Origin of the sequence: Streptomyces sp. NPDC058195, assembly GCF_042883525.1 — a bacterium.
Lineage (GTDB): Bacteria > Actinomycetota > Actinomycetes > Streptomycetales > Streptomycetaceae > Streptomyces.
This window is the reverse complement of record NZ_JBHVVM010000006.1, coordinates 172889-196911: the sequence shown is the minus strand read 5'-3', so window position 1 is coordinate 196911 and position 24023 is coordinate 172889. Positions and strand designations below refer to the sequence as shown.

Genomic DNA, 24023 nt, shown 5'->3' with positions numbered 1-24023 from the left:
ACGCCCCGGGCGGTGTCGGATGGAGCACCCCTGCCCGAAGAGGGCCGGGGGTCCGGTGAGGGGAGTTCCTGACTCACCCGGCCGTGGCCGGGCTCACAGTGGCGGGACCGTGCCGGAATCGCACCGGACTTCCTCCCCTTTGTCGCCGTCTGTGGCGACGACGTGCCGGATGGCCCGTCACTAGGCATAGTAAGGGCCGGTCGGCCTCGGGGGGGCAGGCGGATCCGTTCGGATCCGTCCGTATGGTCGGTATGCTCGCCGCCATGCCCCCACCTGCCATTTCTTCACCCGCCTCGTCGGGAGCTCCGTCTTCCCGGGGCCGTGGTGACGCCTGCCCCGGTGCGCTGCGGCTGCACCGGGCGGACGACGGTGCGCTGGCCCGGGTCCGTGTGCCCGGCGGTCTGCTGACGGACACACGGGCCACGGCCCTGGGATCGGCGGCGGAGAGCCTGGGCGATGGTGAGGTGCATCTCACTTCGCGCGGCAACGTCCAACTGCGCGGGCTGCGCCCGGACTGCGGGGCCGAGCTGGCCGAACGGCTGGGCGCGGCGGGGCTGCTGCCCTCCGCACCCCACGAGCGGGTGCGCAATGTCGTGGCCTCGCCCCTCAGCGGGCTCGACGGCCGTGGTGTGCGGGACGTGGGGCCCTGGCTGTCCGAACTGGACGCGCTGCTGTGCGCGGACGACGGGGCGGCGGAACTGTCCGGCAGGTTCCTGTTCGTACTCGACGACGGCCGCGGCGATGTGGACGCGCTGGGCGGCGATGTGTCCCTGCTGGCGGAGGACTCCTCGTCGGCACTGCTGCGGATCGGTACGGGCCGGAGCGTGCTGCGCGTCCCGGCCGCGTGGGCACCGCGGGCCGCGCTGATGGCGTCCGCCGCCTTCCTGGAGCGGGCCTCGGACACCGGGGCCTGGCGGGTCTCCGACCTGCCCGGCGAAGGCGACGGCCTCCTTGACCTGGTCGCAAAACGCCTGCGGGCGGCGGGAGTTGACGTCGTCGCGGCCGGGTACCGGGACGCGCCGGGGCGCTCGGACGGGCCCGGCACCGGCATCGTGACCGGCACCTCACCCGGGCAGGCCGCGCTGTCGGCCGGCCTGCCGCTGGGGCGCGCCACGTCCGCGCAGTGGCGGGCGCTGGTGGACACGGCCCGTCACCGGGGCCGCGGCGAGCTGCGGCTGACCCCGTGGCGCGGCGTCGTCGTACCGGCGGTGGAGCGGCGGGGAGCCGCGGAGGCGCTGGGGGCGCTGGGGAAGGCCGGTCTCGTCGTCGCGCCCGATTCCCCCTGGACCGGTGTGGGTGCCTGTATCGGCCGCCCCGGCTGCGCCAGGTCGCTGGCCGACGTACGGGCCGACGCGGCGGCCGCGGCGGGGGCCGTGGGACCGCTGCCGGTGTACTGGTCCGGGTGCGAACGCCGGTGCGGCCATCCGCGCGGCACCTGGGTCGATGTCGTGGCCGTTCCCGGCGGGCACCATGTCTCCGTCGTACGGGAGGGGGAACCGGCTGTGCCCGTGCGGGTCTGCGGCGGACCGGACGGGCTCGCCGCCGCGGTGGCCGCGGCACGCCGCGCCCACGGCTGACCCGCCCCGCCCCGCTCCCCCGTACCCGAACCGTTGTATGTCCGAGGAAGAAAGCGAAAGCACTGTGCACCAGTACGAGAAGGACGGACCGGCGATCTACCGCCAGTCCTTCGCCACGATCCGCGCGGAGGCCGATCTGGCCGGTCTGCCCGCCGATGTGAGCCAGGTCGCGGTCCGGATGATCCACGCCTGCGGGATGGTCGACCTCGTCAGGGACCTCGCCTTCTCGCCGGACGCGGTGGCCCGTGCCCGCGCCGCGCTGCGGGCCGGTGCGCCCATTCTGTGCGATGTGGCGATGGTCGCCAGCGGTGTCACCCGCAAGCGGCTGCCCGCGGACAACGACGTGGTGTGCACCCTGTCCGACCCGGCGGTGCCGGAGCTCGCGAAGCGGCTGGGCACCACCCGCAGCGCCGCCGCGCTGGAGCTGTGGCGCGACCGGCTGGAGGGTGCGGTGGTCGCCGTCGGGAACGCGCCGACCGCTCTGTTCCGGCTGCTGGAGATGATCGAGGAGGGTGCTCCGCGTCCGGCCGCCGTCATCGGTGTACCGGTCGGTTTCGTGGGGGCCGCCGAGTCGAAGGACGCGCTGGCCGCGCATCCGTCCGGGCTGGAACACCTCATCGTCCGGGGCCGCCGCGGCGGCAGCGCCATAGCGGCCGCCGCCCTCAACGCGATCGCCAGCGAGGAGGAGTAGACGTGAGCGAACAGAAGACGGGCCGCCTGTACGGGGTCGGGCTGGGGCCCGGTGATCCGGCCCTGATGACGGTACGCGCGGTGGAGATCATCGCCGGGGCCGATGTCGTCGCCTATCACAGCGCCCGGCACGGGCGGTCCATCGCCCGCTCCATCGCGGCGGAGCACATCCGTGCCGATCATGTCGAGGAGCAACTGGTCTATCCCGTCACGACGGAGACCACGGACCACCCGGGCGGCTACCGGGGGGCGATGGAGGAGTTCTACGCCGAGGCGGCGGCCCGGCTGGCGGCACATCTGGACGCCGGCCGCACGGTCGCGGTGCTGGCCGAGGGCGACCCGCTCTTCTACGGCTCGTACATGCACATGCACAAGCGGCTCGCGGACCGCTATCCGACCGAGGTGATCCCGGGGGTCACCTCGGTCAGCGCGGCCGCCGCACGGCTGGGCACCCCGCTCGTCGAGGGCGAGGAGGTGCTGACCATCCTGCCCGGCACCCTGCCGGAGGAGGAGCTGACGGCCCGTCTCGCGGCCACCGACGCCGCCGTGGTGATGAAGCTGGGCCGTACGTTCCCGGCCGTGCGCGGTGCCTTCGAGGCGTCCGGCCGGCTTCCGGAGGCGCGGTATGTCGAGCGCGCCACGATGGCCGGGGAACGGGTGGGCGAGCTGGCGGACGTCGAGCCCGGCTCGGTGCCGTACTTCGCGGTCGCGGTGCTGCCCAGCAGGGTCGGGGCGGAGCGCCCTGAGCCCGCGCCGGAGCGCGGCGAGGTGACGGTGGTGGGCACCGGACCGGCCGGTCCGCTGTGGCTGACGCCCGAGACGCGCGGGGCACTGGCCGCCGCGGACGACCTGGTCGGCTACACCACCTACCTGGACCGCGTGCCGGTCCGGCCGGGTCAGGTGCGGCACGGCTCGGACAACAAGGTCGAGTCGGAGCGCGCCGAGTTCGCCCTGGACCTGGCCCGGCGCGGCCGTCGGGTGGCCGTGGTGTCCGGCGGCGACCCGGGCGTCTTCGCCATGGCGACGGCCGTGCTGGAGGTGGCCTCGCAGGACGTGTACGCGGACGTGCCGGTGCGGGTGCTGCCGGGGGTGACGGCGGCGAACGCGGCCGCGGCCCGTGCGGGCGCGCCGCTGGGCCACGACTACGCGACGATATCGCTCTCCGACCGGCTCAAGCCGTGGGAGGTCATCGCGGAGCGGCTGCGCGCGGCGGCGACGGCGGATCTGGTGCTGGCGCTGTACAACCCCGGGTCACGGAGCCGGACCTGGCAGGTCGGCAAGGCCCGTGATCTGCTGCTGGAGCACCGCTCGCCGGACACTCCGGTGGTGCTGGGCCGGGATGTGGGCGGCCCGGCGGAGCGGGTACGGACGGTGCGGCTGGCCGATCTGGACCCGGCGGAGGTGGACATGCGCACGATCCTGCTCGTCGGGTCCTCGCAGACCCGCTGGGTGCGGCGCGAGGGCGGACGGCAGATCGTGTGGACTCCGCGCCGCTACCCGGAGGGCTGAGGTCACGGTCCCGGAGGTGGCGTCGCGCCGTCGCCGCCCGGAGGACTGAGGTCACGGTCCGGGGGCGGCGTCGCGCCGTCGCCGCCCGGCGGGCGGCGGTGCGGTGCCAGGCCCGGGAAGACGTGCTCGCGCAGCCAGGCGACGGCCGGTTCCGGAGCGTCGACGGCCGGGACGCCTTCGGGGACGGGGGGCCGCCGCACCACCACCACGGGAATCCGTGCCTCACGGGCGGCGGTGAGTTTGGGGGCGGTGGCGGCGCCTCCGCTGTCCTTGGTGACGAGGACGTCGATGCGGTGGCGGCGGATCAGCTCGCGCTCCCCGTCCAGGGTGAACGGCCCCCGGTCCAGCAGCACTTCCATCCGGGCCGGGTGCGGTGCCTCGGGCGCGTCCACCGAGCGCGTCAGGAACCACAGCCCGTCCAGCCCGGCGAAGGCGGCCAGCCCCATGCGGCCGGTCGTGAGGAAGACCCGCCGCCCCAGCGCGGGCAGGGCCGCCGCCGCCTCGGCCAGCGAGCCGGCCGGGTGCCAGGTGTCGCCGTCACCGGGCACCCAGCCGGGGCGGCGCAGCGCGAGCAGGGGAACATGGGCGGCAGCGGCGGCGGCAGCCGCGTGAAAACTGATCGTCCCGGCGAAAGGATGGGTGGCGTCGATGAGCGCGTCCACCTGGTGCGTACGCAACCACGCGGTCAGTCCGTCCACTCCCCCGAACCCGCCGATCCTGACCTCGCCGGGCGGCAGCCTCGGGCCCGCCACCCGGCCGGCGAGCGAGCTCGTCAACCGGGCACCGGCGGGAAGTTCTTCCACCAGTGACTCGGCGAGCCGGCGGGCCTCCGTCGTACCGCCGAGTACGAGTACATGCATCGGAACCATCCATGGGTGAGATCGAGGGCGGGCGCAGCGCCCAGTTGAAGCACACCGGTCTGCGACCGGGCTGGACCACCGGCGCCTGTGCGACCGCGGCGGCCACCGCCGCGTACACGGCCCTTCTGACCGGCGAGTTCCCGGACCCGGTGACGATCACCCTACCCAAGGGGCAGACGCCCGCCTTCGCGCTCGCGGTGGAGGAGCTGGCCGGGGGGCGGGCGACGGCCGGGGTGGTCAAGGACGCGGGGGACGACCCCGACGTGACGCACGGTGCGCTGGTCCGGGTGACGGCGCGGCGGATGCCCCCGGGGGCGGGGGTGGTGTTCCGGGCCGGGCCCGGGGTCGGCACCGTCACCCTGCCCGGACTGCCGCTCGATGTCGGGGAGCCCGCGATCAACCCCGTGCCGCGCCGGATGATCCGGGAGCATCTCGCCCGGGTCGCCGCGGAGCACGGGGATCCGGGGGACGTCGAGGTCACGGTGTCGGTGGACGACGGCGAGGAGATCGCCCGCTCCACCTGGAACCCGCGCCTGGGCATCCTGGGAGGTCTGTCGATCCTCGGCACGACCGGGGTCGTGGTGCCGTACTCGTGCTCGGCGTGGATCGACTCGATCCGCCGGGGGGTGGACGTGGCTCTGGCCGCCGGGCACACCCATGTGGCGGGCTGCACGGGCTCCACGTCGGAGCGGACCGTGGTGTCCGAGTACGGGCTGCCGGAGATCGCGCTGCTCGACATGGGGGACTTCGCGGGCGCGGTGCTGAAGTACGTACGCCGTCACCCGGTGGACCGGCTCACGGTCTGCGGGGGGTTCGCGAAGCTGTCGAAACTCGCCGCCGGGCACCTCGATCTGCACTCCGGCCGGTCCCAGGTCGACAAGCCGTTCCTGGCCCGGCTGGCCCGGCGGGGCGGGGCCGACGAGGCACTGGCGGCCGAGGTCGCGGTGGCGAACACAGGGCTCGCGGCGCTCCAGCTGTGTCTCGCGCGGGGCGTGCCGCTGGGGGACCTGGTGGCCGTGGCGGCCCGGGACGAGGCGCTGTCGGTGCTGCGGGGCGCACCGGTGTCCGTGGACGTGATCTGCATCGACCGGGCGGGCACCGTCGTGGGACGCAGCGGTGTGCGCGGGCCGCTCCGGGGCGGCGGCTGAGCCCGCGCCGTCAGCTTGTTCTTTTCTTCCGACCTCGAACGGCGTCTCGAACTGAGTCGCTCACCTGAGAGTTCGCCGGACGTGGGGGCGGCCTTCGTCTGATCATGTGCTCCGACCAAGGTGCACTGATCAAGTGAGGCGCGATCTCCTGGAGCTCGGTGCTGCTGGCGCCGACCTCCTGGGCGTCGAAGAGGCGGGCGGCGTAGACCGGGGGCAGGGCGACGGTCAGGTGCCGGATGCGGTCCTGGTCGGTCGACCCGATGGGTGCGGTGTAGCCCATGCGGGCGCGGGTGTCGATGACGATGCCGCCGGTCGTCGCCGCCTTCTGCCGGGCCTTGGCCCTGATCTGCGGCTGCCACCGCTTGGTCACCTCGTGCTCCAGGCGCGCGGCGAGACCGCGGCGGGGCTTCTTGGCCTTGCCCGCCACGTACCGTTCCACCTGACGCTGGAACACGCCGAGCAGTTCGGCGACCGCCTTCGTGCCGCCGAGTTGCTTGACCATGTATCGCGTCTGCGGGCCCGCGGACTTGGGTGCCGGGCGGGTGAACGCCTTCTGCACCGCCTTGTCCAGGCCGTCCCCGAACATGCTCATCGCCTGCGTACTCCCCTACTCGCCGTTGTCGGCGTCGGTGACGGTGCCGTCCTTGATGGACCGGGCGAGGTTGAGCTCCGGCGCGGTGAACCGCTCGCGGACCTCCTCTCCCCACAGGACGGTCTGGCTGCCTTCCCACTTCACGAGGCCGGGGTTGATGCCTAGCTTGAAGCCGCCGGGCAGCGGCTTTCCCTCTCGGTAGGGCAGGAAGTCCAGCGGCGAGGGCCCGCTGGCCGCGTAGACGACGCAGTCGGACAGGATCGCGATGGGGGTACTGCCCGGTGAACGCCGCGTGCTTGACGATCTTCCTGTGGAGGTTGACCCGGGTGCGGGAGATGACCGCCGCCCGGATGTCCGGCCGCCACGTCGGGCGGGACAGGGCCCGCCACGGCTCGCCCGGCCGCCAGCCCTCGCCCCGGGACCGCTCGCGCAGCTTGCCGATGCCGCCCTTGACCGTCGCCTTGACCGCCGAGACGACGATCGCCAGCTCCGGATCGCGGTTCTTGTAGCCGTCCATGGCCGCGAGGAAGTCCTCGGGCGACAGGTCGGCGTCGACGCCGAGGTCGGCCATCGTGGCGAGGTAGGCGTCACGCAGCCGCTGGTACCAGCCCATCTTGGTCCGCAGGTCCTTGCCGGACAGGTCGCCGTACCCCCGCTTGGGCACAGACGCGGCAGAACCGGGCGAGGCGCAAGCTGTCGCACCCGTGCTGTATGGGGGAACCGGCGTCCAGGCCATACCCCCGCCCCGACTGGTAGAGCGCCCAGTCAGGATCAGCAGCTCCTGCGGTAGGGGATATCAGGCAGGTACGCCTTCCAATCCGTGCGGGAGAGCCCGGAGCCGGTGCGGGTGCAGACCTGCTGAGCCACCCGGGCGGGAGCGATGCCGTACGTCTGGAAACGGACGTGCGCGCCCGCCGCGTGCAGTGTGGTGCCGTTCCGGTCGAAGGCGAGGGCGAGGGGAAGGTCGCCGGGGGTCGGGAAGGCGGAGCCGAGGGGGCGGCTGGAGGCCACGTCCCAGAGCCGGACGGTGCCCCCGCTGCCGGCCACCGCCAGCGTGGCGCCGTCGGGCGAGAAGGCGAGCGCGGTGACGGACTCGCCTGGTCCCGTACCGGTCGCACCGACGCGATTGCGCACGTCGCCGTCCCACACGGTGACATGGCCCAGGGCGTCGCCCGCCGCGAAGTGCGCCCCGTCCGGGCTGAAGGCCAGCACGTCGGCTGTGCCGTCGCCGAGTGCGCGGTAACGCGTCTTTCCGGTACGGAGGTCGGTCACCTGATCCCGCGCGGTGACGAGCAGCCGCTGGTCGTCGCGGACGGCCATGCCCCCCGCAGGAACATCGTCCAGTGTCCGGAGGCGTTTCCTGCGCGGCAGGTCCCAGATCTCCAGGACCTGCCGTGTGGTGGTCCGGGACACGTACAGCGTGCGGCCGTCGGGGCTCAGGGCCAGTCCGTCGACGCCGGTTGTTCCGTCCGGATCGGGGCGGACGGTGATGCTCACGCGCCTGCGGTGTGTCGACGTGTCCCAGACGGTGACGGGCTGTCCGGAGGGCGTGGCCGGGAGGGTTCCGCTCCGGGCGTACGCGAAGGAGCGGCCGTCGGCGCTCAACGCCATCAGGTTGAGGCAGTCCACACTCTCCGGTGCCGCTTGCGGTTCCTCGTTGCCGACCGTGGCCGTCTCGTTGTCGGCGCGCGGTACCAGAGGCAGGTCAGCCGCCGCCTCGGGGTCGGCGGCCTCGACGGGGCATGGCTTGTCCGGCAGGGTCAGGAAGGCCTTGCCGGTCCGGTTGTCCCACAGGCGGACACTGTTGTCGCCCTTGCCGTCCGCCGGGGCGCTCAGGGCGGCCGACGTCCGGCCGTCCCGGGACAGCAGGGCGTCGTCCACGGTCTGCCGACGCCAGCCGGACCTGGTCGCGGGATCCAGTGCCAGGGACCGGACGGCCGTACCCGAGCTGTCGAGGTAACGGATCTCGGCCGAGGCGAAGTCCACCTCGTACTGGTCGGCCGTCTCGTTGACCAGGGTGTGGCGGAACACGGGGGCGGCATCGGGGGACGCGAGACGCCACAGGAGGACCTGGCCCTCCTCGTCGATCGCGGCGACGAACGCGCCGTCCCGGCTGAACCGCAGGTCAGCCGCCCCCTTCGTGTCCAGCCTGGCGAGGTCCCGCCCTGAGGCGATGTCCCGGACGAGAACCTTTGTGGGGAACCCGAGCGCGATGGCGGTGCCGTCCGGCGACAGGGTGAGCCCGGCCCCGGAGCAGAAGCGCCGGCCGTACTCGGCCGCCCGGGGCAGGGGCAGGGCGGCACGGCGGGAGATGTTCCAGATCCGCAGCGAGTGCTGAGCGCTGCAGATCGCCATTCGGCGTCCGTCCCCGCTGATGACGGCTTCCGACGTCACTTCTCCTTCGCTCCCCGCCGGGACACGCAGCCGCAGCCGGTGACTGGGTACGTCCCAGACCTGTACCTCGGTCGCGGTCTGGACCAGGAGACTGCGTCCGTCCCCGCTGAAGGCGACGGTCGTCGGCACCTCCGCTCGCAGGCGTCCCGTCGGCCGTCCGGTGCGGATGTCCCACAACGTCACGGTGTCCTCGCGGCTCAGTGCCAGCGTTCTGCCGTCTGGGCTGATCACGTCGTCGTCGGGGCCGGACAGCCTCTCGCCGGGCCCCGGGTAGGTGTGAGTGAGACGGTGGGTGCGCAGATCCCAGACGCGGACGTGGTCGTGGGAGGCCGACACCAGGGTCCGTCCGTCGCTGGTGAGACGGCGGACGGCGAGGCGGTCGTCGCGTTCCGGGACGGTGAAGGCATCCCTTTCCTGGCGGTTGAGCGCGGACAGCACGGCCGAGCGCGTCTCCGCGGTGTGGGCGAGCCGCCAGGACACGACGCTCAGCCGTGCCGCCGTGACCGGGTCGGTGGCGCGCATACTGTCAGCCACCGCCGCGATCCGGCGTGCCTCTGACTCCCGGTGGCGGCGGTCGCTGGTGCGGGACTGCTGCCAGGCGGTGACGCCCGCCACGAGAGCGAGCGCGAGGAGCGTGGCGAAGGCGGTCAGCAGGGTGCGGCGGCGGCGTAGTTCCCGCCTGTGGGTGGTCCGGCCAGCGGTCAGGAAGGCCTGCTCCGCGGAGGTCAGCAGCTCGTCGGAGAGATGTTCGTCCGCCATGGCCAGGCGTGTGCCCCGGTAGAGGGCCCCCGGATCACGGCTCAGGGCCTCCCACGCGTCGGCCGCCTCCGTAAGACGGCGATGGGTGCGCAGGCGGTCGCGGGTCTCCTCGACCCAGGCGCGCAGGCGGGGCCATGACGTGATGAGGGCCTCGTGGGCGAGGTCGACCGTGTTGTCGTCGAGAGTGAGCAGCCGCGCCCGCGCCAGATGGCCGAGTACCAGAGCTACCTTGTCGGCCGGGGCGAAGTCCAGCTCCGTACGGTCGACGGGGCGGCGGGTGTCCGGGGAGCCCTCGCCGGGGGTGATCAACCGCAGCAGCACCAGCCGGGCCAGCTCTGCGTCGTCAGCGGACAAACTCGTGTACACCTCCTCGGCGGTCTTCGCGATCGCGCCATGAACGCCGCCCGCCGCCTCGTACGCCTCCATCGTCAGCGCCCGGCCCCGGCGACGCCGCCAGGTCTCGCGCAGGGCGTGAGAGAGCAGTGGTAGGCCGCCGGGCTCGCCGTCAACGGCCTCCACGAGACGGGTGGTCAGTTCGCGTTCGACGATGAGCCCGGCTGTTTGCGCCGGTCTGACGACCACCTCGCGTAACTCTGCGCGGTTCATCGGCCCCACCAGCAGGTTGGCCTCCCGCAGCGCGTCGGCGAGCTCGCGGTACTCGGCGCAGCGGCCGTAGAAATCGGCACGTACGGCGATCACGACGCGCAGCCTGCTGTCCGGCCGGCGGGCGGCGAGCAGAGCCTCAATGAACTCGGTGCGCTCCTGCGTGTCCCGGCACAGCGTGAAGACCTCCTCGAACTGGTCCACCACCAGGACGGTGTCGCTGTCGGCATCCCTCGGCGTCAGTGCCTTCGCACGGGTGCGTAGCGGATGCTCGCCTGGAGTGAGGACGCGGATCTCTGCCAGGGAGGTGCCCTCGGCGCGCAGCGCCGGGATCAGCCCGGCCCGCAGCAGCGAGGACTTGCCGCTGCCGGACGGGCCGAAGACGGCCGCGAAGCGGTGCGTCAGCACCAGTTCGCGCACGTCCTCCACCAGCGTGCTGCGGCCGAAGAACCGCTCGTAGTCTCCGGTTTCGAACCGGGCCAGCCCCTGGTACGGCGACTGCCCGCTGTCGTCCTCGCGGCTGCGGACCACCGACTCCTCGGAGGCCTCGCGCCACCGCCGCTCCCACTCCTCCGCATCGCCGCCGCAGGCCGCCACGTAGGCCAGAGCGACCGCCAGCGACGGCATCTGCTCCCCGGCCGCAGCCTGCGAAAGCGAGGTCACCGAGTAGTCGGCCCTGCGCGCCATCTCCCGGTAGGTCAGCCCGCCCGCCTTGCGCCGCAGCGTGCGCAACTCGTCCGCGAACCGCTGTACCGGCCCCGCGGCCGGATCCAGCGGTGTCTCACGACGCCCCATCCCACTGATCCCCTCGTGTCCCTCTACTCCGTGTCATGGTCACGGTAGGAACCCGTCGCGTCCACCGCCAAGCGCCCGCCCCGGCCCACCGGTTTGCGCTCGATGTTTGTTTGGTGTGGCGGGGAGGCCTGCTGAACAACGGTGCGGGCGGCTGGACTGGTCGTCGTCGGGCCGATCGCCGGGCCGGCGCAGCACAGCGCACCCCTGTGCAGTGCGCATCCATCACCACCACGAAGAGGAACCCGAATGCTGAACCTCCGAAGGACCCTCGCTCTTTCGACCGGCGCCCTGGTGCTGGGCTCCGGGCTGGCCGTCGCGGCCCCCGCCGCACAGGCGGTGCAGCCACTCCGTTCCCCCGCGGCATCCGCCGCCCGGACAGATGTCACTGTGCAGGCGCGCAGGGACGTCTGTTTCACCGGGGCCTGCGGCAGCGCGACGGTCAAGCCCACTGGTAAGTACAGTGCGAATGTCAGCATGTCCGTGAAGGACACCGCATGCCGGGACAACAAGAAGCCCAAGATGCGCATTCAGGCGAGGCAGTACAGCTCCACTCAGGGCACGTACGTCCACAACGGGCCGTGGCACAAGTACACCAGGAGCTGCGGCGGCTACCAGGTGTGGAACAGCGCTTTCAGGGGCCAGGACCCGTTGCTGGGCATGCGGGTGCAGATCTGCAATGGCAGCCGGTGCAAGACCTCTTCGTGGATGTAGCGACAGCACCGACACGGGAGTCGGCCGACGCCGGCAAGTTCCCGTGACGGCTTCGTCGGCCTCCACGTCGTCATCGGCGGCGAAGACGACTGCGGCATCGCCGGGCATCCCACGGGGCGGTGACCGGCACCCACTTCGCCCGCGCCTACGTCATCCCGTCACCTGACTGATCCCGCGTCCAGGGGCCCCGGCCTCGGTCCCAGCCCCGGCCTTGGGGCTGCCGCCGGGGCCGAGGCGTCCCACAACCTGGGCTGCGGGGCTGGAAAGCTTGCTCGCGAAGCGGCTCACGTCAAGATCGAATGCAAGCGCAAGAAATGATACGGGTCGCAGCGAGAAGTCCGGGTTCCCGTCGGTACCGAACCGGGGGGCGGACCTCGGTGAACCACTCTTCCAGGACGCTGCGGGGTTCAGCCGAATACGGTCGGAACCCCGCGGCGCTTGGGTGGCGAGCCCTTCTTGGCCTTGCCAAATCGGACCTGCCAACCGCGTTTCGTTCTGTCGCAAGCCGTAGGCGGTCTTAACACTCCGAACGCTTCATTGTCGGCGGCGGTTGAGTACCCCCGATGGGAGCGGCAAGGTCGGCGGCACCGGCCGGGTCATCCGCGTAGCGGGTGGTTTGGAGGGGACCGACCTCAGGAAGGACGATGCCTTCCCGGGCCAGAACATGGACCAAAGTCAACAGCGCGGCGCGGGCGCGGCGTGGATGGCGTGGACGGCCGCCCACGGGTGCCCGGTGTGCAGCAGCTCGGTGGCGGTGAGCGCTGCGGCGATGTCGAAGGGTTCGATCGTGATGAACCGCAGTCCCTGGATGTAGGCGGGGAGGCCGGGCCGTTCGGTGTCGCCGGTGGTGAGGGAGAGCACCGGTGCGTAGAGGGTGCTCAGGCCGCCGGAGGCCTGGACGTAGAACGCGGCGACGGCCTCATTGTGCGGGTCTTTGGGATCGTGGAGAGCGGTGGTGGTCATGTGGTCGAGGACGACCACGACAGGCCCCACTACGCGGCCGCCGAGTCCTGGCGGGCGCCGAGGCGCTGGAGCAAGCCGCGGCCTTCTGCTCGGCCTGCTCGCTCGGTTCGGTTCCCAGGATTGAGGCGAGCTCGGCGCGGGCCTGCTCGGCTCGCTTGGCGTACTCGGCCTGGGGCGGCCGGCCTGCGGCAAGCTCTTCGATGAGCTGCCGGATCGCCGGACGCCTCACCGCTGCTCATGACTGCCCCAGGGGATATGACCGTACTTGCGTGCCCCAGCCGCCCGGCCTCCGCTGCGAAAGATGCTCTCGGGCTCGGCATGCGCGATCTGGTCCGTAACGGCGAGAGCCTGCAATGTGGGGGCCAGCTCGGTCTGTGTCTGCTCCACCCCCTCCAAATCGAACAGGAACGAGGGCTACTCGGGACGCAGCGGGACCATGTACACCTCACCCACCCCGGTCCAGACGGTGTACCCGGCGGCCTTGATCGCTTCGCTGTAGTCGCGGAACTTGCCCTCCTGCTCCGCGACCACGTCCTGAGCAAGGTTCCACTGGCCCGCCTTGAGGATCAACGCCTACTGATGCAGGTCGGCCTCGCGTGCCGGGATGTCGCTCACCTACGCCCCCTCTGATGATCCGTGTCCCTCAGTTCTAGCGGCATGTCCCAGGGCTGGCTCTGTTCGCGAGAACGGGAGTCGTTTGCCGATGAGCTCAGAAGGCGCCCTGCCGGCGGCCAGACCGATGTTCACAAGTCCGGGTTCTGGCTCACTTTTCGTGAAGCGTGCCGTGAGTGACGTCAGGCGTGGCAGTGGAGCCGGACGAGGATTGTGTTGCCGGGAAGATCCGCGAGGTACGCCTCGCTGCCCGGCCATACGGAGGGCTTCGGAGGGGCGTGAGGGCAAAGGTCAGGCTCGCAGGAGGCGTGGACGGCGTTGGTGCTGCCCTCCAACCACCAACCGTCCAACGTGAGAACGTCCGTATCCGGCGGGTTTGGCGAAGCGAAATCACGGATGTACGCGGCACGGGTTCCGTCGTAGCTGATGACAGGGTGCTCCTGGGGATCGTGAGGGCCCAGGAAGCCCAGATACCCCATATTGAGGCTGAAGGGGTGGTCGAGGTAGGCCTCGATCAGCGGCTGGGCCCGGTAAACGGAGAGCATCTCGTCTCCCCACCGGTCACCGGGGAATGCGTCCGGATCGTTCCGCCAACGGTCCACGAAGACCGCGAGGGGAATGGCCGGAGGGTGTACGGCGGACAGGCTGTGCCACAGGTCCCAGGACGCGGCGACCGCACGCTCAGAGGCAAGGTTCGGCTGTGAGAAATCGAGAAGGGCACGCGGCCCTCCGGCGCAGACGCCAGGGGCGCTGGGGCGGGGCGCACCTTCGTATCCAGGGTCGTCGTGGATGAGCCTCGGATCGTCCATGTGTCCGGAGACAACTGCGAAACCCATGCCGTTGCTGCCGCCATGGATACGGCGTTTGTCCCACATGCCACGGTCGACGGGGTTGTCATCCGTGTCTAGTGCTGTGACCGCATAGGTTCGCCGGGTTGCTCGTTGTGCTGGTTGAGAGTCCAACCAGCAGGGGAGGCGGGGTGGCACCACCGGTCAAGGTCCGGAGGCTGACGGAGCAGGAGGGGCAGAAGCTTCAGCAGATCGTTCGGCGGGGCAGTACGAGCTCGGTGCGGTTTCGGCGGGCGATGATGCTGCTGGGCTCGGTCGGCGGTAGCACGGTCCCGGTGATCGCGCGGCTGGTCCAGGCGGACGAGGACACGGTCCGGGACGTGATCCACCGCTTCAACGAGATCGGGCTCGCATGCCTCAACCCTCAGTGGGCGGGAGGCCGTCCCCGCCTGCTGAGCAGTGACGACGAGGACTTCGTCATCCAGACGGCCACCACCCGGCCCACCGTGCTGGGCAAGCCCTTCACCCGCTGGTCCATCCGCAAACTGGTCGATCACCTGCGCAGGAACATAGCCCGGCCTGTCCGGATCGGTCGCGAGGCCCTCCGGTGCTTACTGGCACGCCGGGGGATCACTTTCCAGCGGACGAAGACCTGGAAGGAATCCCCAGACCCGGCATTCGACACCAAGCTGGAACGGATCGAGTACGCGGTCAACGAGCGCCCGGACCGCACGTTTGCCTTCGACGAGTTCGGGCCACTGGGCATCCGTCCCACCGCCGGCTCCTGCTGGGCCGAACAGAGCCGCCCTGACCGGCTACCGGCCACCTACCGACGCACCCACGGCATCACCTACTTCCACGGCTGCTACTCCGTCGGCGACGACAAGCTGTGGGGTATCAACCGGCGTCGCAAGGGCATCGACCACACCTGGGCGGCCCTGCGGTCGATCCGGGCCGCCCGTCCTGACGGCGCCCCGATCTACGTGATCCTCGACAACCTCTCCGCCCACCTGAACTGGAAGATCCGCAGGCCCGCAACAAGGTCGAGCTGTGTTTCACACCCACCTACGCGTCCTGGGCCAACCCCATCGAGGCCCACTTCGGACCGCTGCGGCAGTTCACCCTCGCCAACTCCCACCATCCGAACCACACCGTCCAGACCTGGGCCCTGCACGCCTACCTGCGCTGGCGCAACCAGAACGCCCGCCACCCCGACGTCCTGGCCGCCCAACGCCGCGAACGCGCACGCGTGCGCAGCGAACAAGGTCTCCGCTGGGGCGGCAGGCCACTGCCGGCCGCAGCCTGACCCCGCTCAACCCGGCGAAGTCACAGCATTAATCGTCGAACTCGAAGCCCGAAGCCTCCGCACGGGCAATGATGTCGCGGACTGCCTCGGGGCTCGTGATGACGGATTCAACAGCCATCTTGAGTCGCGCGAGGTCGCTCGAACTGCCGACCGCGCAGAACATGCCAGCCTCGCTGTCGAAATCGACCTGCTCGGCAATATCCGGCCAGGCAAACCGCACGAGCCCCTCCCAGAAGTACCCGTTCGGCTCGTGCCCGGCGGCAACTACTGCGGCATCGGCAGCCAGGCCGCTGGCATCCAACGTCAGCGAGTGCTCGCCATCGAAGTCATGGAGGTGGATGGTCACGGCGCGATCGTCTCATCCCAGCACGCGAACCGTTCGTCCGGTCCCTCACAACTCTCGAACCCGGTGAACCTATGCGGTCAAAGCACTAGGTAGAAAGGTGCGAGGGCCTCTGCAAGTGCCCCTTCGATATCGCCTGCAGCGTCGGCCGGCAGACAGACCGTCACCCATACGCCAGCCATCTACCCCTCCTTGCCGTGTCGGCGAACAGCATGATCGCACGCGTGCTGAGACGCGCCAAAGGCCAGGTCGGCTGGAGTTCTGCTCCGCCGGACCAGGAACGCAACGAGGGCTGCTGTCAGGGCGCTGGCTTCACCGAGGACGGCCTCAAGGATGGGCAGGTCCCGACGGCCCCGGATCCGCTGAGGAGGCGTGGGCAGCTGCCGCTCAGCAGAAGTCACCCGAGTTGGGCCGCTTCACGGCGACCTGAGCCTGGTCTGCCAGCACCTGCGGATGACTCGCAAGCCTCAGAAGGCTATGTCCTATGAGTAGAGCAGGACACGCTTGCGGAGGAGATCGAAGCCGGCTCGACCGAACATCTGGCGTTTGAGCATCTTGATCCGGTTGACGTGTCCTTCGACGACGCCGGAGTTCCAGGGCAGGGTGAGGCCGGCCATGACGGCATCACGGTCGCGATCGATGCCTGCGGCGAGGGTGTGGATGGTGGGCAGGTCGTCCTGCCAGACGGCGTCGAGCCACTCCGGTAGTCGTTCGCCCTCGCGCCCGGTGAGCATCCGGGCGAAGGACCGGACGTGCCCGGTGAGGGCGTCCAGTTCCGGGCAGTGGGCCAGCACGGCCTTGAGTCGCCACATTTCGGCTTCTGAGCCCGACGCCGTCCCGGGTGATGCGCTCGAGCAGGTCCGGGCCCAGCACAGCTGCCAGCCACGGCGATCAAAGCCGCAAGAGTCCGTTTTGCCTTCACTCCGCCTTCGAAGACGGCCACTATGGCGGCATGCCTCAGCCCACTGATGCCACGCCTGTGGTCTCGATGTCGAACAGCGATCTCGTCGGACACGACCGATTCTCTTGGTACGCCGACGTGGTACGTGAAGGAATCGCTCCCCTCACCCTGGCCAGCCCTTACGCCGACGATTTCACGGCACGGGTCGAGGCCACCAAGGTCGGCGTCGTGCGGCTGACCGCTTTCTCCTTTCTTCCCTTGAGTGCTGTCCGAACCCCCGCCCATATTCGGCGCGGTGACCCTGAGACTTACCAGTTGGGACTGGTCGAAGGGAGCCCCATGCGGGCTACACAGCGGCGCGAAGCGAGCGACGTCCAGGTTGGCGGGCTGGTCTTCTTCGACACGTCTTACCCGTTGGAGGCCGATTTTCCAGATTACGGGTGCGAAGTCGTTGTATCGATTCTCAGTCTGCCCAAGAGCACGTTCCCACTACCGAGCGACCACGCGGACCGGCTGCTTTGCAGGCCATTGTCCTCACGGAGCGTCACAGGTTCGCTGTTGCGGCACTTCATGGGCTCCGCTCTGCATCACGTCGCTGACCAGCCGACGAGCGAGAGCCTTCGCCTCGGCGGGATCGCGACGGATCTCGTAGCAGCCTTTCTCGCCGGACACCTGGATTCCGGCAAACTGCTCCCGGTCGACACCCGAACCCGGGCCCTGACGGCAAGGATCTATGCCTTCATCGATGCGAACCTCGGCGATGTGCAGCTCACACCGGCCGCCATCGCCTCACAGCACCACATGTCAGTCCGCGCTCTACACCAATTGTTCAGCAGCGAGCCGAATGCCGTCATGGGGACTGTGCGACGGCGGCGGCTCGAACGCTGCAGGGAAGACCTCCGCGACCCCCTTCTGCAAGAACAGCCAATCGGCGCGATAGCCGCTCGATGGGGTTTCAGTAGCCCTGCGGAGTTCAGCCGAGTGTTTCGAAGAACGTATGGAACAACGCCTAAAGAATTCCGGAATGAGTCCGCCCAGGCGCATTCTCTGCACTGAATGCGCATGCCTTGTGCGCCCGCTGCCAACTCTTTGCTTCGTCTGCGCCCCATGCTGGACAGCAGGCCGGCATGGGTCCGCAGGCCAGACGTAGCCGATAGCTGACGCTCCGATCAGCGGAGGTTCGATGTACAGAGCGAAGGAGGTGCACCTGGAACCTCGAGACTCGGGCGGAAGGGTTGCGGCCCTTCCCAGAAGCAGCGCAAACCAGACTTTCAGCCATTGTTCGGCCATTTTAGGTGATTTTCCTTTGGAGGTGACATGCGTAGATCTTTCAGGGGCTTCTTGCCCATACTCGCGGCCGTCCTTCTGGCCGTGCTCAACTCCGCACCGGCCAATGCTGTCGACACCCCGGATGACGTAGGCAATTATCACCACATAGTCAACCGCCGCTCCGGCCTATGTCTAGCCGTCCCAGGGGGAAGTCAGGCCCCTGCCGAACACCTCAACCAGTTCACGTGCGGAGCGTGGGCTGACCACTTCTGGAACGTGGAGTACAAGTTCAGAGACGCCAACTTGGACCGCTGGTACTACATCAAGAACCAGAACAGCGACATGTGTCTGTCGGTCGACGCGGCCCGCACAGAAAGCAACGCTCCGATTACCCAGTTTCCCTGTGGGGGACACCCCGATCAGTACTGGAAGATCTCCGGCTGGGAATTCAGGGAGAACGGTCAGTTGATCAGTGGTGAAGCTCTGATCAACTGGAACAGCGGCTTGTGCGTGGCGCCGCTGGGCGGCAGCAGCGCCAACACCGCTCCCGTCATCCAGACCAGCTGCGCGTCCGCAAGCGACCGCATTTGGTTGTAACCGAGAAGGAGCGGGGACTGACGCGGTGACAGATGCTCCGTATTCTGGCCCCCGCCACTTCCGGCCTCCGCCTGAGCTTGACTCTTTCGGTGATCTTTGAGTTTCCCGGCACGTCAGCCTGATCAGCGGCATGCTCGGGCTGTCTGAGGCGCAGCGCGGCCGAGAGGATGGTCCGCGATCCACGCCAACCTCATCGACCGTCTCCATGGGGCCAAGGACCAGGGCTGGCTCGGGCAGAGAGACCCAAACCGTGACGAGCAGCGCGGACGGCATGTACAGGCCCAGGCCGTGCACGACCAGGTCACTTGGTGCGGGCCTGCCCGATCGGGGCTGGTGCGCCGTTTGGTGCGGGCGGCTCGGGGAACGCGCGATGGCTGAGCGCGCGCAGCGCGGCGGTCTGCCGTTCCACCGCCGCTTCGATGCCCGGGTCCGTCCGGGAGGAGCGGGCGGTCTGGTGGTGCGCGGCGGTAGCCGGCCGACGGCGCTGGTTGCTGCACCGGCGCGGTAGGCGTGGTCGGCCGCGGGGCAGGGGCGGTGGCCGCCGTGGCTGGGGTGGCCTCACGGGCGCGGGCGCCAGGGTGTTGAGGGTGCGGACGTTCGCCCCGGGCACCGTCTGGTTGGCCGCCGCGATCAGCTTCGGGGCGCTCCAGCGGAGTTTCGTGCCGACGGCCGGGGCGTCGGGGACGATGTCCAGGCGGCCGCCGTTCGCGTCGAACTTCACGGCCCGGACACGGCCGGTGAGTTCGGGCACGGTCGCGGCGAGGATAGCGTTGAACTGGGCAAGGACGGTGCCGCCGCAGCCGGCGCGGACGAGGTGGTCCTTGCCTGGGAGACGCACGACGCCGCCACCACCGCCTGCGAGCTGCCGATCGTCGGCCCGGTGCCGTGCCTCAACATGGTGCTCGCCACCCCGGGCGGGCACGTCCTGCACCAGTTCCCCCTACAGCGAGCAGCTCATGTCCCGCAGCCCCGAGGGCTGGGCGTCGGTCGCCCGGACTGGAGGCCGGCCCCCCCTTCCCACCGTTTCGGGGACGTGGTGGCGGTGATCGCCGCGGGCACGGAACGGCGGGGGCCCTGCCCTCGCGACGGGATCGCGGGGGCAGGGCCCGGTTCATTTACGGCCAGCGGATCGCTCTCATGGACCTGTGGCCGCCGCATGTTCGCCCTCGGGCGGCTTCCTCGCGCACTGGTCCAAAAGAGCAGCGGATCACACCCAGACGTAGAGGTCGTACAGGCCGCCAGCGTTCAGAACGCACTTGGCCGACCCTGCGTAGGAGTCTCGCAGGTCTATGCACGTCGCCCGGGGGAACTCGCCGATGTGCTCCCAACCCTCGGCCCCGGTGGGTGCCAGGGTGACGGGCGTGGCACCGGCCGTGCCCGGAGCCGGGGCGGCCGAGGCTCCCGCCGCGGCCATCATGACGACTGCCGCGCTAGCGGCGAGTGTGGTGAAGGCCCGCCTTGCTGTGGTGTGCATGGTTTCTCCCTCTTCCTAGGATCTGCTGAGTGCTCTCTTTTTTCGACGCCCCGGTTCTCTTTTGGTGGAGCTTTTCCCGGTCGATCTGGACAAACTCCTGGCGAATCGGGGTTAACTCACGGAACTGCTCGGCTCACGTCATGAGCGAGGTGTGGTGATCGAGCTTGCTTCTGACGTGACGTTCCCCGTGCCGAACACCACGATCGTGAAGGTTTTCACTGTCAGTCGGCTACTCCTTTCGGCCTTGACCGAAGCGCCTGACGCAAAGGGATCTGGCCAATGCCGTGAGCGGGGTGGGAGGGTCAGCCCTTGATGGCCAATAAGTGGGAGTGACTGTCAATGCTTCGTATTCACTTCAGCCAGGAAGATCTTGGCAGAATCCGACTGGTAGGCACCTGGGGGCCGCTGGCTGAGACCTTCTTCAGCCTGATGACAGTGCAGCATCACAGCGCGCCTGCTCTGTTCGGAGGGTGGAGCCAGCGCGTACGGCGTGAGTCCGCTGTCCTCTCACATCCAGCCTCAGCGCTGTTCCGCGACTCGGTTCTGGACCTGTTCACCGTCACGGGGCCGACGGCGTCACTGGAGGAGGGTCTCGAAGCTCTGCTGCATGCCCGTCCGGACCACCTGCAAGACGAGATCATCGGCGCAAGTGAAAGCCACGCCCACTATTCCGGGAAGAAGACACTTTGGGGGGGTTCTGCGTGGGGCGACCCGGCCCATGACCGCGCCGATCGTCAGGAACTGGTCGACTTTCTTGGGGCGTTCCACCACCACGCTGTGGCTCCGTACTGGCCGCTCATCCGGTCCCGTTTGCATGCCGAGCAGACCAGTCACGCCCGCGTCCTCGCCGAAGGCGGGGGCGAAGCGATGCTTGCGGGGCTGCCTCCCGGTTTTCGCTGGCGATCACCAGTACTGGAGATCGGGCGAGGCCCTGTGACAGGCGACGTCAAACTCCAGGGCCGGGGTCTCACCCTGGTGCCTTCCGCCTTCTGCCAGACGAGGCCCATTACCTACTCCAGCGCAACTGACGATCAAGCCCCAATCCTGCTCTTCATTCCACTCATACGGACCGCCTCTGATGCCGCCGGCATGCTGGGTACCTCGGCAAGCGGCAGCCTCAAAGCCTTGGAAAATCTCCTCGGTCGCACGCGTGCCCGCACCCTTGACTCCGTTGGTCAGGGCCCCTGCACCACAAGCCAGCTCGCAAGCCGCATCTGCGCATCCCTGGCCACCGCCAGCGAACAGGCCACCATCCTGCGCCAAGCCGGACTTATCACCACTACCCGCCACGGCAGCGCCGTCCACCACACCCTCACGCGCCTAGGAACCAACCTGCTCAACGGCACACCTGAAGATTCTCCGTGAGCTGGATGCGGTGCGGCCGACGGCCCGCTCAGGCCGATCTGAAGCTCCCCCTTGACCTGGACAGCCCGCGTACGGACACCTGCTGGCACTCCTCCTGGCCAACCCGGCGCCGGTAAACGCTTTTCCAGCCGTCCGACGGGGTCTGGCGCTGCGCCAGCGCGACGGGGCGGTCGGCTGCGGGTGAACCGCACCGGGCCAGGTAGAGACTCGATTCCATGAAGGGATTGAGTCATGGCACGACCCTCCTGCGGTCGAGTTCTGGAAGAAGGAGACCTGGCCGCGGGTAAGAGCACCGCGGCGGCGTGCGACGGCTGGATCGTCTTCGAGGACGAGGCCGGCCAGTCGATGACGCTGCCGCGCGCGAGAAGCTGGGGACGCAAGGGCTCAACGCCGGTGGTCCGGGTCCGTGGTCGGGGCTCGGGCCGGGCGTCCATGGCCGGGCTGACCTGCTACAAGCTGGGGAAGCGGTCCCGGATATTCTACTCGGTCCGCGAGTACCGGGGCCGCAAGGACGAGCCGAAGGGCATCGGCTGGCGCGACCTGCGCGACCTGCTGATCAGGGCACACATCCAGCTCGGCGGCCCGATCGTGCTCGTGTGTGACAACCTGCGCATGCACCTGGTCGAACCGATGCGCCAGTTCATCACCGACCACGCGGACTGGCTCACCGTCTTCCAACTTCCCAGTTACTCACCGAACTTGAACCCACAAGAGGGCATCTGGTCGCTGGTCAAGCACGACATCGGCAACCTCGCCGCAGCCGACCTCGGCCAGATCACCCGGGCCGTCAAGCGCAGGCTCAAGCAGATCCAGTACCGCCCGGACCTTGTCGACGGGTGCCTGGCCGGCACCGGCCTGATCACGGGCGACTGACCGACATCACGAGTTCAAGTTCAGTACGCGTTGTGTGGCGGCAGCTTTACGAGCACACGGCCGTGCCGTGGGGCCGTCAGCCAGTCGGCGATGTCCGCGACAACCGCGGGGTTCATATGCTGTGCCGGTTCGTACTCGTCGGGCGTCGACGGTCCAGCGCCCGGGAAGAATAGGTGATTGTCGGCGTCGTAGACGCGAATCGTCACGTGCGGGAGGTGGGCAAGGCCAGCCTCCCAGCCCGCGAGGTCTTCGGTGACTGTCACTTGGTAGTCGCGGCCGCCCTGCAGGATAAGGATCGGCTTGCCCAGCTCCGCAGCGGCAGCGACCGGGTCGTAGCCGCGAAGGTCCAGCCAGTACGGCGCCGGTAGGCCCAGGGGCAGCTCGTCGGTCGGCGTCGACGGGGAAAGGTCAGGGCTGTCGACTGTTTGGGCCTGCCTGGTGATGGCCTCGATGGTGGGCTGAGATGCGGAGGTCATCGCAGGGTATAGCGAGGCGAGGTAGCACAGCTGCCGGACGGTCGTCCAGTGCAGCGGCTGCGTGTTGCCGGCCAGGATGACGATGCCAGCGAGGATGGCTCGCGGGCCGCCACGCGCGGGGCGACGGTGCCGCCCAGGCTGTGGCCGAGGAGGAAAACCCGCGCGGCGTCGACAGCCGGGTGCTGGCGGAGCAGGCCGACGGCTGCGACTGCGTCAGGCACGTACTCGTCGGCCACGGTGAAGTCGCGCACCTTCGTGACCTGGGCGCCGTGGGCGTGTGTGACCTTGTCGAACCGCAAGACCGCCACGCCGCGGCTGGCAAGCCCCCAGGCGAGGTCTTTGAGCGGCTTGTTCCGCCCGATCGTCTCGTCTCGGTCGCTCGGTCCCGAACCGGCGAGCAGAACGACGGCGGACCCTGGCCCTGGCTGAACTGGCAGGCTCAGCGTGCCGGGCACCGCGAGCGGACCGGAGCCGACGGTCAACGTGTGTTCGCTGAACGTCCCGGGGTCCGCATAGGTGGGTGGTTCCCACGGCTGCACAGGTTTGGCAGCGTCCGTGTGCGCGAGCTGAATACCGGTGAGCAAACCTGAGCTGCTGTGGACCGCCGGCCTGGGCGCGGCACCCTGCTGTGCCCAGGCTTCTGGTCCGGCTGCCGGGCCAGGGGTCATACCGGTGGCCCTGCACCCTTCCGAGGAGGTCGGGTGCCGGGCCACCGTGGCTTGCGGACCGTGTGCGATGGCCTACTTGGGCATGAGGACGGTGTCGATGATGTAGACGTTGGCGTTCGCGGTCTTGACGTTGCCGCAGACCACGTTGGAGGTGTCGTTGACCTTGTAGGACTCGCCCGATCCGGTGGTAGTGATCATGCCCTTCTGGAGGGTCTCGAAGCTGCCGTTCTCCAGCTGCTTGGGCGTGAGCTTCTGGCCGACGACGTGGTAAGTGAGGATCTTGGTGAGGGTCGCCTTGTCGGCGAGGACCTTGTCGAGGTCGGCCTTCGGGATCTTGGCGAAGGCGTCGTTCGTCGGGGCGAACACCGTGATGTTCTCGGCGTTGTTGAGGGTGTCGACGAGTCCGGCCTGCTTGACGGCGGTCACGAGAGTGGACAGGGCCGGGTTGTTCGACGCGGCGGTGGCGACCGGGTCCTTGGCCATGCCGTCGAAGGATCCCACGCCCTCCTTCGGCACCCCCGCGCAGGCCGGACCGAAGGGCTGGTCGTCGGTCATGTTGTCGCCCGCAGGGGTGCTCTCGCTGGTCTTCGCGGCGTCCTCGGCGCCCGCGCTCGGGGCTGCTTTGGTGTCGCTGCCGGAGTCGGAGCACGCGGCCAGGGAGAAGGGCAGCGCGGCTGCGGCGACGACGGCGATCGCGGTACGGCGGATCTTCATGCTGTTCATGACCAGTTGCTCCTTGGGGCTTTCTCT

21 protein-coding genes, 3 pseudogenes and 1 riboswitch are annotated in these 24023 nt (G+C 69.5%); of the genes and pseudogenes, 10 read left to right on the top strand and 14 right to left on the bottom strand.

What is annotated here, in order from left to right; genetic code table 11:
* Positions 1 to 42: 42 nt before the first annotated feature.
* Positions 43 to 194, bottom strand: a riboswitch (cobalamin riboswitch).
* 57 nt (positions 195 to 251) lie between these two features.
* From ACFVWY_RS10415 to ACFVWY_RS10405, 3 genes are all read left to right on the top strand, one after another.
* Positions 252 to 1577, top strand: coding sequence for a hypothetical protein (locus tag ACFVWY_RS10415; RefSeq protein WP_389869710.1), 1326 nt, complete (start codon positions 252 to 254; stop codon positions 1575 to 1577).
* A 64-nt stretch (positions 1578 to 1641) separates the two neighbouring features.
* A complete protein-coding gene (locus ACFVWY_RS10410; protein ID WP_389869708.1) occupies positions 1642 to 2268 on the top strand; it encodes a precorrin-8X methylmutase in 627 nt (208 codons plus the stop codon).
* 2 nt (positions 2269 to 2270) lie between these two features.
* Complete coding sequence (locus tag ACFVWY_RS10405; protein ID WP_389869436.1) at positions 2271 to 3776, top strand: precorrin-2 C(20)-methyltransferase; 1506 nt, start codon at positions 2271 to 2273, stop codon at positions 3774 to 3776.
* Positions 3777 to 3778: 2 nt separating this feature from the next.
* Here the strand turns inward: ACFVWY_RS10405 and ACFVWY_RS10400 are convergent, their stop codons facing one another.
* A complete protein-coding gene (locus ACFVWY_RS10400) occupies positions 3779 to 4636 on the bottom strand; it encodes a cobalt-precorrin-6A reductase (protein ID WP_389869434.1) in 858 nt (285 codons plus the stop codon).
* Positions 4637 to 4647: 11 nt separating this feature from the next.
* On the opposite strand from ACFVWY_RS10400, the gene ACFVWY_RS10395 reads away from it, so the two are divergent.
* Complete coding sequence (locus ACFVWY_RS10395) at positions 4648 to 5784, top strand: cobalt-precorrin-5B (C(1))-methyltransferase (protein WP_389869432.1); 1137 nt, start codon at positions 4648 to 4650, stop codon at positions 5782 to 5784.
* A 10-nt stretch (positions 5785 to 5794) separates the two neighbouring features.
* Here ACFVWY_RS10395 and tpg read toward each other — a convergent pair whose 3' ends face one another.
* The 3 genes and pseudogenes from tpg to ACFVWY_RS10380 form a co-directional block, all read right to left on the bottom strand.
* Positions 5795 to 6376 (bottom strand): telomere-protecting terminal protein Tpg, encoded by a 582-nt coding sequence (gene tpg, locus ACFVWY_RS10390; RefSeq protein WP_389869429.1) that lies wholly within the window; start codon positions 6374 to 6376, stop codon positions 5795 to 5797.
* A gap of 15 nt (positions 6377 to 6391) precedes the next feature.
* Positions 6392 to 6986, bottom strand: a pseudogene (locus ACFVWY_RS10385) (transcriptional regulator); the annotation flags it as partial.
* Positions 6987 to 7147: 161 nt separating this feature from the next.
* Entirely contained in the window at positions 7148 to 10927 is a 3780-nt protein-coding gene (locus ACFVWY_RS10380) for a helix-turn-helix domain-containing protein (protein WP_389869427.1), read from the bottom strand.
* 474 nt (positions 10928 to 11401) lie between these two features.
* Here ACFVWY_RS10380 and ACFVWY_RS10375 point away from each other — a divergent pair, with 474 nt between their 5' ends.
* Positions 11402 to 11638, top strand: a complete 237-nt coding sequence (locus ACFVWY_RS10375) for a hypothetical protein (protein ID WP_389869425.1) — start codon at positions 11402 to 11404, stop codon at positions 11636 to 11638.
* A 675-nt stretch (positions 11639 to 12313) separates the two neighbouring features.
* On the opposite strand, the gene ACFVWY_RS10370 is transcribed toward ACFVWY_RS10375, so the two are convergent.
* The 3 genes from ACFVWY_RS10370 to ACFVWY_RS10360 all read right to left on the bottom strand — a co-directional run bounded on the left by ACFVWY_RS10370 (position 12314) and on the right by ACFVWY_RS10360 (position 13758).
* Positions 12314 to 12601 carry a hypothetical protein gene (locus ACFVWY_RS10370; RefSeq protein WP_389869423.1) on the bottom strand — a complete coding sequence of 96 codons (288 nt, stop codon included), beginning with the start codon at positions 12599 to 12601 and terminating at the stop codon, positions 12314 to 12316.
* 414 nt (positions 12602 to 13015) lie between these two features.
* A complete protein-coding gene (locus ACFVWY_RS10365; protein ID WP_389869422.1) occupies positions 13016 to 13171 on the bottom strand; it encodes a hypothetical protein in 156 nt (51 codons plus the stop codon).
* 224 nt (positions 13172 to 13395) lie between these two features.
* Entirely contained in the window at positions 13396 to 13758 is a 363-nt protein-coding gene (locus ACFVWY_RS10360; RefSeq protein ID WP_389869419.1) for a hypothetical protein, read from the bottom strand.
* Positions 13759 to 14192: 434 nt separating this feature from the next.
* Here ACFVWY_RS10360 and ACFVWY_RS10355 point away from each other — a divergent pair.
* Positions 14193 to 15307, top strand: a pseudogene (locus ACFVWY_RS10355) (IS630 family transposase).
* Between the two features lie 28 nt (positions 15308 to 15335).
* Here the strand turns inward: ACFVWY_RS10355 and ACFVWY_RS10350 are convergent.
* Entirely contained in the window at positions 15336 to 15653 is a 318-nt protein-coding gene (locus ACFVWY_RS10350; RefSeq protein WP_389869417.1) for an Imm51 family immunity protein, read from the bottom strand.
* 479 nt (positions 15654 to 16132) lie between these two features.
* Positions 16133 to 16510: pseudogene (locus tag ACFVWY_RS10345) on the bottom strand (transposase); the annotation flags it as partial.
* A 92-nt stretch (positions 16511 to 16602) separates the two neighbouring features.
* Here ACFVWY_RS10345 and ACFVWY_RS10340 point away from each other — a divergent pair.
* Together ACFVWY_RS10340 and ACFVWY_RS10335 are read left to right on the top strand one after the other, a co-directional pair.
* Positions 16603 to 17607 (top strand): helix-turn-helix domain-containing protein, encoded by a 1005-nt coding sequence (locus ACFVWY_RS10340; RefSeq protein ID WP_389869414.1) that lies wholly within the window; start codon positions 16603 to 16605, stop codon positions 17605 to 17607.
* 261 nt (positions 17608 to 17868) lie between these two features.
* Positions 17869 to 18417: an RICIN domain-containing protein gene (locus ACFVWY_RS10335; protein ID WP_389869413.1), complete on the top strand. Its 549-nt coding sequence runs from the start codon at positions 17869 to 17871 to the stop codon at positions 18415 to 18417.
* A gap of 301 nt (positions 18418 to 18718) precedes the next feature.
* On the opposite strand, the gene ACFVWY_RS10330 is transcribed toward ACFVWY_RS10335, so the two are convergent.
* Both ACFVWY_RS10330 and ACFVWY_RS10325 read right to left on the bottom strand, forming a co-directional pair.
* The gene (locus tag ACFVWY_RS10330; protein ID WP_389869411.1) at positions 18719 to 19255 is read right to left on the bottom strand and encodes a hypothetical protein; all 537 of its coding nucleotides are present in this window, start codon (positions 19253 to 19255) and stop codon (positions 18719 to 18721) included.
* A gap of 369 nt (positions 19256 to 19624) precedes the next feature.
* Positions 19625 to 19891 carry a hypothetical protein gene (locus ACFVWY_RS10325; protein ID WP_389869409.1) on the bottom strand — a complete coding sequence of 89 codons (267 nt, stop codon included), beginning with the start codon at positions 19889 to 19891 and terminating at the stop codon, positions 19625 to 19627.
* Between the two features lie 339 nt (positions 19892 to 20230).
* Between ACFVWY_RS10325 and ACFVWY_RS10320 the strand changes: the two genes are divergently transcribed.
* Entirely contained in the window at positions 20231 to 21256 is a 1026-nt protein-coding gene (locus ACFVWY_RS10320; RefSeq protein WP_389869406.1) for an ArsR/SmtB family transcription factor, read from the top strand.
* 231 nt (positions 21257 to 21487) lie between these two features.
* Positions 21488 to 22129 carry a transposase gene (locus ACFVWY_RS10315; RefSeq protein WP_389869404.1) on the top strand — a complete coding sequence of 214 codons (642 nt, stop codon included), beginning with the start codon at positions 21488 to 21490 and terminating at the stop codon, positions 22127 to 22129.
* Positions 22130 to 22149: 20 nt separating this feature from the next.
* Here ACFVWY_RS10315 and ACFVWY_RS10310 read toward each other — a convergent pair whose 3' ends face one another.
* The 3 genes from ACFVWY_RS10310 to ACFVWY_RS10300 form a co-directional block, all read right to left on the bottom strand.
* Positions 22150 to 22605 carry an alpha/beta hydrolase family protein gene (locus tag ACFVWY_RS10310; RefSeq protein ID WP_389869401.1) on the bottom strand — a complete coding sequence of 152 codons (456 nt, stop codon included), beginning with the start codon at positions 22603 to 22605 and terminating at the stop codon, positions 22150 to 22152.
* On the bottom strand, positions 22602 to 23189 hold the full coding sequence (locus tag ACFVWY_RS10305; RefSeq protein ID WP_389869398.1) for an alpha/beta hydrolase family protein: 588 nt from the start codon (positions 23187 to 23189) through the stop codon (positions 22602 to 22604). The genes ACFVWY_RS10310 and ACFVWY_RS10305 overlap by 4 nt, the downstream gene beginning before the upstream one ends.
* A 156-nt stretch (positions 23190 to 23345) precedes the next feature.
* On the bottom strand, positions 23346 to 23996 hold the full coding sequence (locus ACFVWY_RS10300; protein ID WP_389869395.1) for a fasciclin domain-containing protein: 651 nt from the start codon (positions 23994 to 23996) through the stop codon (positions 23346 to 23348).
* Between the last annotated feature and the right edge of the window lie 27 nt (positions 23997 to 24023).